The organism is Kribbella sp. NBC_00482, assembly GCF_036013725.1.
Classification (GTDB): domain Bacteria; phylum Actinomycetota; class Actinomycetes; order Propionibacteriales; family Kribbellaceae; genus Kribbella.
In genome coordinates, this window is record NZ_CP107881.1 from 5,417,364 (window position 1) to 5,432,628 (window position 15,265).

Below are 15,265 nucleotides of genomic sequence, written 5' to 3' on the forward strand. Positions count from 1 at the left end.
GTCCCATGCATGCGATCGATGTCGTCGAAATCGTTGGTGCGCTCACCATTCTGGTCGCGTTCGCGGCCGCCCAGGCAGGCAAGCTGGAGCAGCGCACGTTCACGTACCAGCTCCTGAACCTGATCGGATCGGGGGTGCTGGCAACGATCGCGGCCGTGGAGCTGTCCTGGGGGTTCCTGCTGCTGGAGGGCACCTGGGCCGTCATCAGCCTGCTCGGCCTGCTGAATCTGCTGAGGCGCAAGGACGCGAACTAGAACTTGTCGCCCGGGTCGGTCGCCGTACCGGGCGAACCCGACGGCGCGACCGTCGGGATGCCGGTGCTCGGTGTGGTCGTCGTCGGGCTGCCGGTCGTCGGCGAGGCGGATCCGGTCCCGGGAGGCGGTGTGGTCGGCGTGATCGTGACCGTCGTGGTCCCGCTCGGGGTCGGGATGACGGGTTCCGGCTCCAGCGGCGCGGCGTTCCGGAACAACAGCCACGCGAGGAACACCGCGAGCGCCATGATCACGGCCATCGTCAGCAGCGCGAACGCCAGCGCCCAGCGCGACGCCGGACGCAGCGCGTTCGGCCACGGCAGCGGCCAGATCCGGAACAGGCCGGGGCGCCGCCGGTTCTCCCAGTAGTGCCGGAAGTCCGGTCCGCGGAGCTTCCCGGGCTGCGGGATCCGGTCCATCAGGACCGCGGACAGGATCTCCTCGCCGCGGCGTTCCGCGATCAGCCGCTCGTCGGACGCCGCGCTGGACCCGTCGTCGGTCCGGATCGGCCCGACCGCGACCCAGAGCGCGAGATCGTCGTCGTCGGAGTCGTTGTGCGCGAGTACGGCGTCCTCGGGGAGGTCGTCGACGGCGTTCACGAACCGCTCGCGGGCGGCGGCGTCGTCGGCCGAACCCTCGGTCATCATCGCGACGATCGCGTCCCGGCCGTCCTCGGAGCTGGCGGTGTACAGGTAACCGGCCGCGTTCGCGCCGAGGCGGCCGCGGAGCCAGAACTCGCCGACCCGCGGCGGGTCCTCCGGCTGCAGCGGCAGGGCGTCCGGAATCTCCAGCGCAGGCCGGTCGTCCGGCTGCACCTTCGGCTGGGATTCGGTCGCAGTCATCACCCCAATCCCACCACATCCCCGGTAGCACGCGCACCGAACCCACCTTGAGCACCCACCAACCATTTCCGGACCGGACATTTGGTTGGTGGGTGCTCAAGGTGTGGCGGGGGCTGGATTTGGGGTGGCGGGGGAGGATGGGACGGGGCGTAGCGGCGCTGGCCCTCGCGATCTGATGGAATGGGCTGGCGTTGCGAGCGGTGGAGACAGTGGGGAATGACATGGTCCGCGTGCGGGCCCCGGAAGGACAGGCATGACCGAAACCACGGTGCCGGCAGGAACGGTGGCCCAGCAGTCCCGTCTGATCGGCGAGGCCCTTGGCGAGGTCAAGCGGGTGATCGTCGGCCAGGAGCACATGGTCGAGACCCTGATGGTGTCGCTGCTGGCCAAGGGGCACTGCCTGCTCGAGGGTGTTCCGGGCGTCGCCAAGACGCTGGCCGTCCGCACCTTCGCCAGCGTGGTCGGCGGCACGTTCGCCCGGATCCAGTTCACGCCGGACCTGGTCCCGTCCGACATCGTCGGCACCCGGATCTACCGGCAGACCCGGGAGGCCTTCGACATCGAGCTCGGCCCGACGTTCGTGAACTTCGTGCTGGCCGACGAGGTCAACCGCGCGCCGGCCAAGGTGCAGTCCGCGATGCTGGAGCTGATGGCCGAGCGGCAGGTGTCGATCGGCGGCCAGACGTTCCCGATGCCGAAGCCGTTCATCGTGATCGCGACCCAGAACCCGATCGAGTCCGAGGGCGTGTACCCGCTGCCCGAGGCGCAGCGGGACCGGTTCCTGGTGAAGATCGACGTACCGCATCCGCGCGGCCACGAGGAGTTCGAGATCCTCCGCCGGATGAGCGTCGACCCGCCGGAGCCGCGGCCGGTGCTGAAGCCGGAGACGATCCTCGAGCTGCAGCGGACCGCGGAGCAGGTCTTCGTCCACAACCTGGTCGCGGAGTACGCCGTCCGCCTGGTGATGGCGACCCGGACGCCGACCGACTTCCACCTGCCCGACCTGGAACCGATCATCGAGCTCGGCGTCAGCCCGCGCGCGACCCTCGGAATGATCGCGGCCGGCCGGGCACTCGCGCTGATCCACGGCCGCGACTACCTGCTGCCGAGCGACGTCCAGACCGTCGCGCTGGACGTGATGGGGCACCGGCTCGGCCTGACCTTCGACGCGGTCGCGGACAACATCGACCCGCGCGCCGTGATCGAGCGGATCCTGGCCACCGTCCCGCCGCCGCAGCCGGTCTGGCGCGACGGCGCCGACGGCTCCGGCCGCCCGGAGTTCGTGTAGTGCCCAACCGCCCAGATCCACGAGTTGCGATGACGATCTCGCAGCTCGCCCCCGAGCGTGCGTTGCGGCGGCTGGAGCTGACCGTCGTACGGCGCCTCGAGGGCTACCTGCACGGGGAGCACCTCGGCCTGCTGCCGGGCCCGGGCACCGAGCTCGCCGAGGCGCGTGAGTACCAGGTCGGCGACGACGTACGGCGGATGGACTGGGCAGTCACCGCGCGCACCACGGTTCCGCACGTCCGCGACCTGATCGCGGACCGTGAGCTGGAGACCTGGGCGCTGGTGGACCTGTCCGGCTCGATGGACTTCGGTACGTCGACCCTCGAGAAGCGGGAGCTCGCGGTCGCGGCCGTCGCCACGGTCGGGTTCCTGACCCACCGGCTCGGCGACCGGTTCGGCGGGCTGATGCTGCGCGACTCGGCGCTGCGCCGCTGGCCGGCGCGGTCCGGGCGGCTCGCGCTCTACGGGCTGCTGCGGGCGCTGCTCGCCGAGCAGTTCAACGGCGACGAGGAGGTGCACCGCAGCGATCTGGCCGCGGCAATCGAGTCGATGGCGCGGACGCAGCGTAAGCGCGGACTGCGCGTGATCGTCTCCGACTTCCTCACCCCGCACGACGGCGAGGTGGCCAGCCAGATCGAGCCGTCCTGGGAGCGCGCGATGCGCAAGCTGACCGCGCAGCACCAGGTGCTGGCGGTCGAGATCGTCGACCCGCGGGAACTGGAGCTGCCGAACATCGGCGTCGTCACGATCGGTGACCCGGAGACCGGCGAGGTCCGCGAGATCGACACCCGGCGCCGTAAGGTCCGGGAGGCGTTCGGGACGGCCGCGCTCGCGCAGCGGGAACGAACACGCGCCGCCCTGCGTAGGGTAGGTGCGGGGCACCTGGTGCTGCGGACCGACCGCGACTGGGTCGCCGACACCGTGCGGTTCGTGCTCGCCTACCGGCATGTCGCGTCCCGCCTGCACCAACCGCCGAAGGGAGTGGCTCGCTGATGGAGTTCCTGTCTCCGGCCAGATTGTGGTTCCTGCTGCTCATCCCGCTGATCATCGCGGGGTACATCTTTCTCCAGCACCGTCGCTCGCAGTACGCGCTGCGCTTCACCAACATCGCGCTGCTGGACCGGGTCGCGCCGCGGCGGCCGCAGTGGCGGCGGCACCTGGCCGTCGGGCTGGCGCTGCTGGCCGCACTGACCTGCGTCGTCGCGTTCGCGCAGCCGAAGGACAAGGTGAAGGTCCCGCGCGAGCGGGCCACGATCGTGGTGGCGGTCGACGTCTCGCTGTCGATGATGGCCACCGACATCGACCCGAACCGGCTCGAGGCCGCGAAGAAGTCGGCGAAGAACTTCGTCAACCAGCTGCCCAGCAAGTTCAACGTGGCGCTGGTGAACTTCGCCGGTACGGCGTCGATCATCGTGCCGCCGACCACCGATCGAGCGACCGTGCTGCGCTCGATCGACGGGCTCGAGCTGGCCGAGTCGACCGCGACCGGTGAGGGCATCTTCACCTCGCTGCAGGCGCTCACCCAGGTCCCGCCGGACCCCGATCACCCGACCGAGCCGGCCCCGGCGCGGATCGTGCTGCTGTCCGACGGGAAGCGGACCGTCGGCCGGACCGCCCAGGAGGGCGCGCAGGCGGCGAAGGCGAAGAGCACCCCGGTGTACACGATCTGCTTCGGCACCGACTCCGGCTTCATCGAGATGGACGGCATCCGGCAGCGGGTCCCACCGGACCGCGCCGAGCTGCGGTCGGTCGCCGAGATCAGCGGCGGCAAGGCCTACACCGCGGAGTCGGCCGGCGAGCTCGAGGACGTCTACAAGGACATCGGCTCCTCGGTCGGGTATGACGAGGTCGACAAGGAGATCACCGCCAGGTACGCCGGGATCGCGATGCTCTTCACCCTCGCCGCCGCCGGCGCCTGCATCGCGCTCGCCACACGCTTCCCCTAAAAAGAACGCAGCCCCTAGGAATCCGCATAGGCGGTCAGCCAGGCCAGCGCGGAGTTCCAGTTGATGGCGACCTCGTTGGTGGAGTACGAGCCGATCTCGTCGAGGTAGCACTTGGCGGGAGCGCAGCCCTGAAGGTTGCGTTGGGCAACGGGGTCCTGCAGGTGCGAGTTCGGGCCGCCGGCGAGCGAGCCTGGGTACGGCGACGGTAGTGCGGGGTTGAGCGAGTGGGCCCAGAAGCGGTGGTGCTGGTTGTGGCTCGAGCGTTCGCCGTACCCGGTGACGTAGGACTGGTTCAGTGCGTTCCGGCCGAGTAGGTAGTCGAGCGATTCCAGCGCCGCCGATCGGTAGGCAGGCCGCCCGGTGAGGTCTGCGGCGATGGCGAGGATCATCGCGTCGTTGGCTGTGGCGGAGTTCGATCCCCACACGTACTGGCCGTCGGCGGGCTTGTACGGGTTGGGGTAGCCCTGGGACTTCAGGTCGGCGAGGTAGGTGTCCGCCGCGTCCGTGATTCGCGTGCGCAGCTTCCAGCGGTCGAGCGGTGACAGCCGCCACGGCACGCGGGCCAGCGCGAGATCGGCCAGGCCGCCGGTCTCCTGCCACGAGAACCCGTCGGCCGCGTTCAAGGTCGTCGAGATGAAGCGCTTGTACGACGTCCTCCCCGTCGTCGCGAACAACTCGGCGGCCGCCCACGAGAACTCGTCCGTCACCTTCGTGTCGTCGTACGCGCCACCGCCTTCACCACCCGCCGGGGCATAGACCGCCGGATGCTGGCCTGCCGCGTTCCAGGCCGTCTCCGCGGCGGCCAGGCACCGGGCAGCGAACTGGCGGTCCCAGCGCGCGTAGACCCGGGCGCAGCGCGCACCGACGGCCGCGAGGTTGAGCGTCGCCGCGGTCGAGGTCGGGTAGAGGTAGCGCGGTTGCGGGTCGTCGGCGGGCGCGAGGCCGAGGCCGGTCCACTTCTCGTCGTGGACCTTGTGGTGCACCATGCCGTTCGGCGCCTGCATCCGCAGCAGGAAGTCGAGCTCCCACCGGGCCTCGTCGAGTACGTCGGGCGTCCGGTTGCCGGCCTCGGGAATCTTGAGCGTGACACCGGGGCCGGTCTCCTCGTACAGATCGAGCAGCTGCCACGCGGCGAGCGCCCCGTTCACGACGTACTTCCCGTGGTCGCCGGCGTCGTACCAACCGCCGCGGACGTCGAGGCTGTAGTCGCAGGTGCCCGGGTAGCAGGGGACGGAGGTGTCGCCCTGGTTCGGCGCGACGCCGAGGTGCCCGGCGGCGCGGGCGTACGGCGCGCCGACGTACTTCGCTTCGATCGGGAGGCCGCTGCGGTTGTTGTAGAAGTACTCGAGCGCGTCCTGGCGGAGTCCGGCGTACAGGTGTTTGCCGATGTCGAACGGCTCGCTGACGTCCTCCCCGACGGCCAGCCGGAAGCCGGTGCCGGTGCCGCGGTAGGCGGCGAAGTCGATCAGTTGCACGGCGTCCCCGGCGAGTGCGTCCGTACCGTACGGCGTGGTTCGGCCGGTGGCGACGACCTTGTTGCCCGCGGCAAGCAGGCGCCAGCCGAGCGGGGCGGTGGCCGTGCTGACGTAGGTGGCGCGCTTCGGCCCGTTGGCGACGTACCCGAGCTGGTTGACGCGCACCGGCGAGCCGAAGTCGCGCACTCCGCCGGGCGGGACGATGCCGCCGATGACCGAGATGTTGTCGAGGCAGAGCGTGTACGGCTCGGTCGCGCCGCCCATCTGGAACGACACCTGACCATGCGTGTCGGTGACCGGAGAGGTGGCGGTGAAGGCGTAGGTCTGCGGCGTGCTGTTCGCGTCGACGGTCTTGTTGAGCACGGTCCCGTACGGCGCAGCCGCCTGCTGGAGGACGGCGTGGAACTGGACCGGCCGGCTCGTCGACACGTCGAACTTCAGCGTGTATGGCTGACCCTCTTCGAGCGGCAGGTCGTCCTGGCCGATCATCGAGTCCCACGGGTTCACGGTGACGGCCGGAATCTGCGCGCAGAGCTTGCCGTCCGCGACGGTGGCCGGCGTGTTGCCGCTGGTCCACCACGGCTCCTTCCCGACGTCGAAGGTCCCGTTCAGGACCCGCTCGTACGACGGATCGGCCGCGGCGACCGGTGCGGTGAGGAGCGGGACCAGGGTGAGGGCGCCGAGCAGGGCGATCGCGCCGGACCGCCGTCGAGATCTGAGCATGGCGGGCCTCCGCTGGGAGCGCTTGCAGTTATGGACCGGACCGGACCTGATGCTGCCGACCGCCAACAGCTGTGTCAAGGTTTGGGAGCGCTACCATTTTGGTGCTGGACGGCGCTCCCGGGTCGTGATGTTCTACGCTCGCCCTACGCCAAAAGTAAGGAACCGCCGGTGACCGACCTCTCCAGACGCCAGGTGACGCTCGACGAAGTCGCCGAGCGTGCCGGTGTGTCCCGGTCGGCGGCGTCGCGCGTCATCAACAACGCCCCGCACGTCAGCAAGGCGAAACGGGCCGCCGTACTGCGGGCAGTCGCCGACCTGGGCTACGTGCCCAACGCGACGGCGCGGGCGCTCGCGACGCAGCAGGCGGGCGCAGTGGTCCTCGCCATCTCCAGTGACAGCCCGCAGGTGTTCGCGGACCCGTTCTTCGCCGAGGTGGTGGTCGGCATCTCGGCGGTGCTCGACGAGACCGAGCTGGAGCTGATGTTGCTGCTGGCAACGTCGTCGCGCGGACAGACCCGGCTCGAGCAGCTGCTCCGGACGCGACAGGCGGCCGGGGTGATGCTGATGTCGATGCACGGCGACGACCCGCTGGCGCGGCTCGCCGAGAAGTCCGACGTACCGGTGGTGTTCGGCGGGTGCCCGATCGGCTTCGAACCGCGGTACTACGTCGACGCGGACAACCGCGGCGGCGCCCGGCTCGCGACCGAGCACCTGATCGCGAGCGGACGGACCCGGATCGCCACGATCACCGGCCGGATGGACGAGGGTGCCGGCAGCGCGCGGTACAAGGGCTTCCAGGAGGCCCTGGCCGTCGCTGGGCTCGACGCCGGCCGAGTGGCCCACGCCGACTTCTCCGAGGACGGCGGCACCACCGCGATGCGCGAGCTGCTCAGCAAGCACCCGGACTTGGACGCGGTGTTCGTCGCGTCCGATCAGATGGCCGTCGGCGCGCTGCAGGTGGTGAAGGAGGCGGGGCGCTCGGTGCCGGGCGACGTGGCGATCGTCGGGTTCAACGACATCGCCGGTGCACGGCACATCGATCCGCCGCTGACCACCGTCGCCCAGCCGATCCAGTCCCTCGGCCGGGAGATGGCGCGGATGCTGCTGGCACTGATCTCCGGGGACACACCGACACCGCTGATTCTCCCGACCCGGCTGGTGCGCCGCGGCTCCAGCTGAGATCGCGACACGACGGTGATGTAGTTGACACGGCGAGGTTGCTGGTGTTGTAGGGGACTGTGGTGCAAGATGTACCAGAGTTCCGAGGGGCATCTCGTGATGCCTCGAGGGATCAGTACCGCCAGGACCGACAGACAAGTGATCGAGAACGCTGGGGAAGGCGCCCCTCGAGCACAGGAGGTCCCGGTGGCGACAACTCGTGGCGTTCTGTACGTCCACACGGTGCCGTCAGCGTTGTGCCCTCATGTCGAGTGGGCAGCGGGCGGCATCCTTGGCGTGCCCGTGAAACTGGACTGGACACCGCAGCCGGCGGCCCAGGGCCAGTACCGGGCCGAACTGTCGTGGCAGGCTGAGGCCGGGACCGCGGCGAAGCTGGCGTCCGCCTTGCGCGGCTGGCAGAAGCTCCGGTTCGAGGTGACCGAGGAGCCGAGCAACGGCGTCGAAGGCGAGCGGTACTCCTTCACCCCGGCGCTCGGGGTCTTCCACGCGACGACCGGCGTCCACGGCGACATCATGGTGCCCGAGGAGCGGTTGAAGGCGGCCATGCTGAAGGCGGCGAGCGGCGAGGCCGACCTGACCGAGGAGGTCGAGCGGCTGCTCGGCCGACCGTGGGACGACGAGCTCGAGCCCTTCCGGTACGCCGGTGACGGCGCCCCCGTGCGCTGGCTCCACCAGGTCGTCTAAGAGGTCGTCTAAGGACTTGCTGAGAACTTCAGAAGAAAGCTGTGAACTCGGGGATTTCGCCGAACTTTTCGGTGAGACTGAGCATCAGACGTTCTACAAGGGTGGGAGGGGCCGTGGCCGCTGGGCCACCGGGTGTCGGGACACCCCCGGTGGTTGTTAACAACAGCGGCCGCACCACGTGAAGGGCACGGATCCTCGGATCCGTGCCCTTCCAGCCGTTCAGAGCTGTCTACAGCGGGATGTTGCCGTGGTTCCCGCGGATCGGGCCACCGGCCTCGGCCTTGGCCAGGGCGGTCGCGAGGGCCGTGCGGGTGCGGGTCGGCTCGACCACCTCGTCGACGACGCCGATCTCGATCGCCCGGTCGATGCCGCCGGCAATCTTCTCGTGTTCCGCTGCGAGCTCGGCCTCGACCTGGGGCCGGAGCTCTGGAGCCACCTCGGCGAGCTTGCGTCGGTGCAGGACCCGGATGGCCGCCACCGCGCCCATCACGGCGACCTCGGCGCGCGGCCACGCGAAGACCCGGGTGGCGCCCAGCGAGCGGGCGTTCATCGCGATGTACGCCCCGCCGTACGTCTTCCTGGTCACCAGCGTCACCCGCGGTACGACGGCCTCCGCGAACGCGTGCAGCAGCTTCGCGCCACGTCGTACGACACCGTCCCACTCCTGACCGACTCCGGGCAGATACCCGGGTACGTCGACCAGGACGACGAGCGGTACGCCGAACGCGTCGCACATCCGGACGAACCGGGACGCCTTCTCCGCGGACAGGGCGTCCAGGCAACCACCGAGCCGGAGCGGGTTGTTCGCGATCACGCCGATCGTGCGGCCGCCGAGGCGACCGAGCGTGGTGACGATGTTCGGCGCCCACCGCTGGTGCAGTTCGACCTGTGAAGACCCAGCGTCCTCGTCGAGCACCCCGCCGACCAGCGGATGGACGTCGTACGCACGCTTCGCCGACTCGGGCAGGAACCCGGACAGATCGGTGTCCGGGATGGCGGTCGACATCGTGCCCTGGTTGGCGAGCAGGTCGGTCAGCCGGCGCGCGTGCTCCAGCGCCGCCGCCTCACTGTCGGTGGTGATGTGGACGACGCCGGACCGCCGGCCGTGCGGCTCGGGGCCGCCGAGGCGGAGCATGTCGACGTCTTCACCGGTGACCGAGCGGACCACGTCCGGGCCGGTCACGAAGATCCGGCCCTCCGGACCGAGGATGACGACATCGGTCAGCGCCGGACCGTACGCCGCTCCGCCTGCGGCCGGGCCGAGGACGACGGAGATCTGCGGGATCTTCCCGGAGGCCTGCGTCATCGCGTAGAAGATCTTGCCGACGGCGTGCAGGCTGAGCACGCCCTCGGCCAGCCGGGCGCCGCCGGAGTGCCAGAGACCGATGATCGGCACCTGCTCCGCGCGGGCGACCTCGTAGGCCTTGACCACCACGTCGCAGCCGACGTCGCCCATCGCGCCGCCCATCACGGTGGCGTCGGAGCAGAACGCCACGACCTTCGCGCCGGCAATTCGCCCGCGGGCCGCGATCATCCCCGACAGGTCGTCGGGGGTGATCAGGTCCAGGCTGCCCGGGTCGAGCAGGTTCGTCAGCCGGGTCACAGGGTTGCGTGGGTCCAGCTCACGAGGCAGTTTGGCGGGTTTTGCCGGGGCGACGGTCATGAAGCCTCCAGGGACTACAGCGTTTTGAAGGCGATGGCGGCGTTGTGGCCGCCGAAGCCGAAGGAGTTGTTCAGCGCCGCGATGTCCCCGTCGGGCAGCTTGCGCTGCTCGGTCGCGACGTCCAGGTCGATCTCGTCGTCGAGCTTGTCCACGTTGATGGTCGGCGGCGAGACCCGGTTCTTCAGGGCGAGCACGGTGGCGACGGACTCGACCGCGCCGGCTCCGCCGAGCAGGTGGCCGATCATCGACTTCGGCGCGGTGGCGACCGCGTGGTCGGCCTCCTTGCCGAGCGCCTGCCGGATCGCGAGCGACTCGGCGATGTCGCCCTGCGGCGTCGAGGTGGCGTGCGCGTTGATGTGGAAGATGTCGGCGGGGGTCAGGTTGCCCTCGGACAGCGCCCGCTCCATCGCCCGCCGCGCACCGGAACCGGTCGGGTCGGGCTGCGCGATGTCGTGGCCGTCGGCGGAGATGCCCGCGCCGGCGAGCTCGGCGTAGATCTTCGCGCCGCGCGCCTTCGCATGCTCGTACGACTCCAGGATCAGGATCCCGGCGCCCTCACCGAGCAGGAACCCGTCGCGGTCCACGTCCCACGGACGCGACGCCTTCTCGGGGTCGTCGTTGCGCTTGCTGAGCGCCTGCATCATCCCGAACGCGGCCAGCGGCAGCGCCATGATCGCGCCCTCGGCGCCACCGGCAACCACCACGTCCGCGCGGCCGAGCCGGATCTGGTCCAGACCCAGCCAGATCGCCTCGTTGCCGGACGCACACGCCGACACCGGGGTGTGGACGCCGGCCTTCGCGCCGAGCTCGAGGCTGACGTAGGCCGCCGACGAGTTCGGCATCAGCATCGGGATCGCCAAGGGCGACACCCGGCGCGGGTTCTGCTGCAGGGCGTCGTAGTTCGACAGGGTGGTGTGCAGGCCGCCGATCCCGGAGGCGACCGCCACGCCGAGCCGCTCCTTGTCGAGCCCGGAGTCCTCGAGGCCGGAGTCGGCCCAGGCCTCGCGGGCGGCGACGACGGCGAGTTGCGCCGTGCGGTCCAGACGGCGGGCCTTGACGCGCTCGATGACCTCGGTCGGCTCGACCGCGACCGGTGCGGCGATCTGCACCGCCAGGTTCTGCACCCACTCGTCGGTCAGCCGCCGTGCGCCGGAGCGACCGGCCAGCAACCCTTCCCAGGTGCTGGTCACATCGCCGCCGAGCGGAGTCGTGGCTCCGAGTCCGGTGATGACGACTCGGGTCTTCGACATGGTTACCTCATCCTTCACATGAGCGTTCTGCGGTTGGGAGCGAGGGGTATGTACTGCGTTTGTCGCGGTACGGGCGTGGTGCTCATCGGACCGTGGTCACGGCCCGATGAGCATCCGGGCCAGCACGGGTGACGGCGTACGTCAGCCGTTCTGGGCGCGCTCGATGAACGCGACCGCGTCGCCGACGGTCTTCAGGTTCTTGACCTCGTCGTCGGGGATCTTCACGTCGAACTTCTCCTCGGCGGCCACCACGACCTCCACCATGGAGAGCGAGTCGACGTCGAGGTCGTCGGTGAAGGACTTGTCCAGCTGGACGTCCTCGACCGGGATGCCGGCGATCTCGTTCACGATCTCGGCGAGGCTGGAACGGATCTCTTCGGTGCTGGCCATGTTCTCTGGTTCCCTTTCGGATTTCTTCTGGCTGTCACAGCCGGGTGCGGCCACCTGAGCCGCCCCCGGACAACTATGGACTACGGCAAACGGATGACCTGGGCTGCGTACACCAGCCCGGCTCCGAAGCCGATGATGAGGGCGAGGTCGCCGCTCTTGGCCTCGCCGGCCTCGCGCATCGCGGTGATCGCGAGCGGGATCGACGCGGCCGAGGTGTTGCCCTGGCGCTCGATGTCGCGGGCGACCTTCACGTGCTCGGGCAGCTTCAGCGTGCGGCGCATCGCGTCGGTGATCCGCATGTTCGCCTGGTGCGGGACGAACAGGTCGAGCTGCTCCGCCTTCACACCGGCCACGTCCAGCGCCCGCTGCGCGGCCTTGGCCATCTCGAACGACGCCCAGCGGAACACCGGGTTGCCGTCCATCGTGAGGTGCGGCCAGTTGTGGTTGCCGTGCACCTCCACCCAGGATTCCTTCTGGCTGATCACCTGGTGCTGCGTACCGTCCGAGCCCCACACCACCGGGCCGATGCCCGGTTCGTCGGTCGGTCCCACGATCGCGGCGCCGGCGCCGTCGGCGAAGATGAACGCCGTACCGCGGTCGGTCCGGTCGGTGATGTCGCTGAGTCGCTCGACCCCGATCGCCAGCACGTACTTCGCGCTGCCGCCGCGGACCAGGTCGTTGGCCATCGCGACGCCGTAGCAGAAGCCTGCACAGGCCGCCGAGATGTCGAACGCGGCCGCCGTCGGGGCGCCCACCTCGACCGCGATCCGGGTCGCGATCGCCGGCGTCTGGTACAGGTGCGTGACGGTCGCGACGATCACGCAGCCGATCTCGGACGGGTCGATCCCGGAGTCGGCGAGCGCTTCCTTGGCCGCGTTCGCCGACATCATCAGGACGGTCTCGTCCTCGCTGGCCCAGCGCCGTTCCTTGATGCCGGAGCGGGTCTGGATCCACTCGTCGCTGGAGTCGATCTGCTCGAGGATCTCGGCGTTCGGCACCGCCCGGCGCGGCCGGTACGACCCGATCCCGAGAATCCCGGCGTACTCCGAGCCTGTCGATGCGTTGATCATGCGTTGCTCCCGGCGGGGTGGAGGCGGACCAGGGGCTGGCCGGGGGCGACCGGGTCGCCCTCTTCGACGAGCCACTCGACGACGATGCCGCCGTGCGGCGCGGTCACGTCGACCTCGTCGCGCAGGCTGGCCACCTTCGCGACGACCTCACCGGCCTCGACGGTCGCACCGGACTCGCGCAGTACGTCGACCTTGCGGGTGAAGGTGCCCTTGATCGGGGCGACCAGCAGGCGCCACGTGGGGGAGGCGTCGATCTCGGACGGGCTGCCGTGCTTCTCGACGAACGCGCGGGCGTCGTCGAGCTGGTCCGGGGTCTTCAGTGCGAACGTCTCGACACCCTTGAGGGCGCGCCGCGCGATCCCGGTCAGGGTGCCCGCCGGCGGCAGTTCCAGGATGCCGGTCACCTCGAGGTCGGCCATGGTCTGCATGCACAGGTCCCAGCGGACCGGCGAGTTCACCTGGGTGACGAGCCGCTGCAGGACGTCCCGGCCGTCATGGACGATGTGGCCGTCGCGGTTCGAGATCAGGCGGGTCCGCGGGTCGTGGGTGCTGATCGAGGTCGCGTACTTCGCCAGCGTCTGGACGGCCGGCTCCATGTGCCGGGTGTGGAACGCACCGGCTACCGACAGCGGGATCAGCCGGGCCTTCGCGGGCGGATCGGCGGCCAGCGCGGCCAGCTCCTCGACGGTGCCTGCGGCAACGATCTGGCCGGGGCCGTTGTCGTTGGCCGGGGTCAGGCCGTGCTCGGCGAGCTTGGCGAGGACCTCGTCGCGGTCGCCGCCCAGCACCGCGGTCATCGAGGTCGGCGTCAGCGCGGCCGCGGCGGCCATCGCCTTGCCGCGCTCGCGGACCAGGACCATCGCCTGCTCGGCGCTCAGTACACCGGTGCCGGCCGCGGCGGCGAGCTCACCAACGCTGTGACCGGCGACCGCGCCGACCTTCGCGAAGGCGTCGGCCGGGTGCGGGAAGACGGCCAGCGCGGCCAGCATGCTGGAGGCGACCAGCAGCGGCTGCGCGATCGCGGTGTCCCGGATCGTGTCGGCATCGGCTTCGGTGCCGTAGTGGGCGAGGTCGAGACCGGCGACCGCGGAGAGCCAGTTCAGCCGGCTCTCGAACACGGGGTCCGCCAGCCACGGCTCGAGGAATCCTGGGGTCTGGGCACCCTGACCGGGTGCGACGATGACGAGCACGTGACCACTCTCCCTCAGCCGGGCCCGTCGTGAGCGGAAGAGCGAGCACGAATTCTCCGAGGCCGGTTTGTAGAGATCCTACAAAACGGTGCTTCCGGGCTCGGGATTGAGCAGGCGACCCAAGGTCAGTGCGACACGCAACGTGAAACTGTCGCGCGGATTCAGTGGGTTGTAGCCGGTGATGTCCGCCACACGCTTCAGCCGGTACCGGACGGTATTGGCGTGGATGAACATCGCCCGGGCCGTCGCCTCGATCGATCCGCCGGAGTCCAGGTACGCCGAGACCGTGTCGAGGAGCACGCCATCGCCTACGGTGAGCGGGCCGTAGACCTCGTTCGCGAGCTGCCGGCGGGCGTGGCCGTCTCCGGAGAGTGACCGTTCCGGGAGCAGTTCGTCGGCCGGAACAGGCCGTGGGGCGCCCGGCCAGGCCACGGCGGCGCGGAGGCCGGCGACCGCTGCTCGGGCCGAGGTCACGGCCGACATCAGGTCCTTCACGACCGGTCCCACCACGATCGGACCGGGTCCAAACCAGGGCGCGAGTTTTTGTACGATCTCGACAGGTTTGCTCGTACCGCCGAGTACCACCACCAGGCGGTCGCCCTGGACCGCACACAGAGCGTCAGCACCCGCCTCGCGGGCCGCGTGCCGGACCAGGTCCGCGACGTTCGAGTCGGCGTTGCGGGCTTCGGCCGGTTCGGCGGCGGGGGCCCGGCCGACCACCACGGCGACCTCGGCGGCTCCCGTCGTACCGGCTGCTCCGGTCCAGCCGAGGGCGGAGGCCCGGGAACGGACCGACTCGTCGGCCTCGCCGCGGATGACGGAGTCGACGAGGAGGGCTTCCAGGCGGGCGTCCCAGGCGCCGCGCATCTCGGCGGCCTGCGCGTACACGGTGGCGGCGGCGAACGCGACCTCGCGGGCGTACCGCTGGATGGCCTCGTGGACGATCGGCACGTCGGCGGGCGGCAGCAGGGTGCCGATCGTGTTCTCGATGGTCTCGATCGTGGTCCGCACCAGGTCGACGGTCTGGTGCAGCGAGATCACCCGGGTGAACTCGCGCGGCGCGGACCCGAAGATCCGGGTCGGCATCGACGAGTGCGCGTCGGGATCGCGGAACCATTCGACGAACGCCGAGATACCGGACTGCGCGACGAGCCCGATCCACGACCGGTCCTGCGCCGACAACTTCGCGAACCACGGAAGCTTCTCTTCCATCGCCGCCATCGCAGCGGTGGCGAGCGCGCCGGTCGCTCCTTGCAACCGCTCCGCCCGCGCCAGATGCGCACCCTTCGCCACGGACCGACCATAGTCCCCGGAC

14 protein-coding genes are annotated in these 15,265 nt (G+C 70.2%); 6 read left to right on the forward strand and 8 right to left on the reverse strand.

What is annotated here, in order from left to right:
• Window positions 1-5 precede the first annotated feature (5 nt).
• Window positions 6-254 carry a CBU_0592 family membrane protein gene (locus OHB24_RS26470; protein ID WP_327633545.1) on the forward strand — a complete coding sequence of 83 codons (249 nt, stop codon included), beginning with the start codon at window positions 6-8 and terminating at the stop codon, window positions 252-254.
• Here the strand turns inward: OHB24_RS26470 and OHB24_RS26475 are convergent.
• On the reverse strand, window positions 251-1,093 hold the full coding sequence (locus OHB24_RS26475; RefSeq protein ID WP_327633546.1) for a hypothetical protein: 843 nt from the start codon (window positions 1,091-1,093) through the stop codon (window positions 251-253). The genes OHB24_RS26470 and OHB24_RS26475 overlap by 4 nt on opposite strands.
• Before the next feature lie 253 nt (window positions 1,094-1,346).
• Here OHB24_RS26475 and OHB24_RS26480 point away from each other — a divergent pair, with 253 nt between their 5' ends.
• From OHB24_RS26480 to OHB24_RS26490, 3 genes are read left to right on the forward strand one after another with little or no spacing between them, the layout of a single operon-like run.
• Entirely contained in the window at window positions 1,347-2,381 is a 1,035-nt protein-coding gene (locus OHB24_RS26480; RefSeq protein ID WP_327633547.1) for an AAA family ATPase, read from the forward strand.
• Window positions 2,382-2,410: 29 nt separating this feature from the next.
• The gene (locus tag OHB24_RS26485; RefSeq protein WP_327633548.1) at window positions 2,411-3,373 is read left to right on the forward strand and encodes a DUF58 domain-containing protein; all 963 of its coding nucleotides are present in this window, start codon (window positions 2,411-2,413) and stop codon (window positions 3,371-3,373) included.
• Window positions 3,373-4,326, forward strand: coding sequence for a VWA domain-containing protein (locus OHB24_RS26490; protein WP_327633549.1), 954 nt, complete (start codon window positions 3,373-3,375; stop codon window positions 4,324-4,326). Before OHB24_RS26485 ends, OHB24_RS26490 begins: the two co-directional genes overlap by 1 nt.
• A gap of 14 nt (window positions 4,327-4,340) precedes the next feature.
• Here OHB24_RS26490 and OHB24_RS26495 read toward each other — a convergent pair whose 3' ends face one another.
• Window positions 4,341-6,524, reverse strand: coding sequence for a glycoside hydrolase family 9 protein (locus OHB24_RS26495; protein ID WP_327633550.1), 2,184 nt, complete (start codon window positions 6,522-6,524; stop codon window positions 4,341-4,343).
• A 168-nt stretch (window positions 6,525-6,692) separates the two neighbouring features.
• Here OHB24_RS26495 and OHB24_RS26500 point away from each other — a divergent pair, with 168 nt between their 5' ends.
• Complete coding sequence (locus tag OHB24_RS26500) at window positions 6,693-7,703, forward strand: LacI family DNA-binding transcriptional regulator (RefSeq protein WP_327633551.1); 1,011 nt, start codon at window positions 6,693-6,695, stop codon at window positions 7,701-7,703.
• Window positions 7,704-7,889: 186 nt separating this feature from the next.
• Window positions 7,890-8,387, forward strand: coding sequence for a DUF3145 domain-containing protein (locus tag OHB24_RS26505; protein ID WP_130380557.1), 498 nt, complete (start codon window positions 7,890-7,892; stop codon window positions 8,385-8,387).
• A 229-nt stretch (window positions 8,388-8,616) separates the two neighbouring features.
• Here OHB24_RS26505 and OHB24_RS26510 read toward each other — a convergent pair whose 3' ends face one another.
• From OHB24_RS26510 to OHB24_RS26535, 6 genes are all read right to left on the reverse strand, one after another.
• Window positions 8,617-10,050, reverse strand: a complete 1,434-nt coding sequence (locus tag OHB24_RS26510; protein WP_327633552.1) for an acyl-CoA carboxylase subunit beta — start codon at window positions 10,048-10,050, stop codon at window positions 8,617-8,619.
• 14 nt (window positions 10,051-10,064) lie between these two features.
• A complete protein-coding gene (fabF, locus tag OHB24_RS26515) occupies window positions 10,065-11,300 on the reverse strand; it encodes a beta-ketoacyl-ACP synthase II (protein WP_327633553.1) in 1,236 nt (411 codons plus the stop codon).
• Between the two features lie 141 nt (window positions 11,301-11,441).
• Complete coding sequence (locus OHB24_RS26520) at window positions 11,442-11,690, reverse strand: acyl carrier protein (protein WP_130380551.1); 249 nt, start codon at window positions 11,688-11,690, stop codon at window positions 11,442-11,444.
• 80 nt (window positions 11,691-11,770) lie between these two features.
• Window positions 11,771-12,760 (reverse strand): beta-ketoacyl-ACP synthase III, encoded by a 990-nt coding sequence (locus tag OHB24_RS26525; protein ID WP_327633554.1) that lies wholly within the window; start codon window positions 12,758-12,760, stop codon window positions 11,771-11,773.
• Complete coding sequence (locus tag OHB24_RS26530; protein ID WP_327633555.1) at window positions 12,757-13,950, reverse strand: acyltransferase domain-containing protein; 1,194 nt, start codon at window positions 13,948-13,950, stop codon at window positions 12,757-12,759. The genes OHB24_RS26525 and OHB24_RS26530 overlap by 4 nt, the downstream gene beginning before the upstream one ends.
• A 78-nt stretch (window positions 13,951-14,028) precedes the next feature.
• The gene (locus tag OHB24_RS26535) at window positions 14,029-15,243 is read right to left on the reverse strand and encodes a PucR family transcriptional regulator (RefSeq protein WP_327633556.1); all 1,215 of its coding nucleotides are present in this window, start codon (window positions 15,241-15,243) and stop codon (window positions 14,029-14,031) included.
• Window positions 15,244-15,265: the final 22 nt, after the last annotated feature.

Bases quoted from the DNA above. Each gene is read 5' to 3' on its own strand.
- OHB24_RS26470 (WP_327633545.1), top strand. From the start codon at position 6: ATGCATGCGATCGATGTCGTCGAAATCGTTGGTGCGCTCACCATTCTG.
- OHB24_RS26475 (WP_327633546.1), bottom strand. From the start codon at position 1,093: ATGACTGCGACCGAATCCCAGCCGAAGGTGCAGCCGGACGACCGGCCT.
- OHB24_RS26480 (WP_327633547.1), top strand. From the start codon at position 1,347: ATGACCGAAACCACGGTGCCGGCAGGAACGGTGGCCCAGCAGTCCCGT.
- OHB24_RS26485 (WP_327633548.1), top strand. From the start codon at position 2,411: ATGACGATCTCGCAGCTCGCCCCCGAGCGTGCGTTGCGGCGGCTGGAG.
- OHB24_RS26490 (WP_327633549.1), top strand. From the start codon at position 3,373: ATGGAGTTCCTGTCTCCGGCCAGATTGTGGTTCCTGCTGCTCATCCCG.
- OHB24_RS26495 (WP_327633550.1), bottom strand. From the start codon at position 6,524: ATGCTCAGATCTCGACGGCGGTCCGGCGCGATCGCCCTGCTCGGCGCC.
- OHB24_RS26510 (WP_327633552.1), bottom strand. From the start codon at position 10,050: ATGACCGTCGCCCCGGCAAAACCCGCCAAACTGCCTCGTGAGCTGGAC.
- fabF (WP_327633553.1), bottom strand. From the start codon at position 11,300: ATGTCGAAGACCCGAGTCGTCATCACCGGACTCGGAGCCACGACTCCG.
- OHB24_RS26520 (WP_130380551.1), bottom strand. From the start codon at position 11,690: ATGGCCAGCACCGAAGAGATCCGTTCCAGCCTCGCCGAGATCGTGAAC.
- OHB24_RS26525 (WP_327633554.1), bottom strand. From the start codon at position 12,760: ATGATCAACGCATCGACAGGCTCGGAGTACGCCGGGATTCTCGGGATC.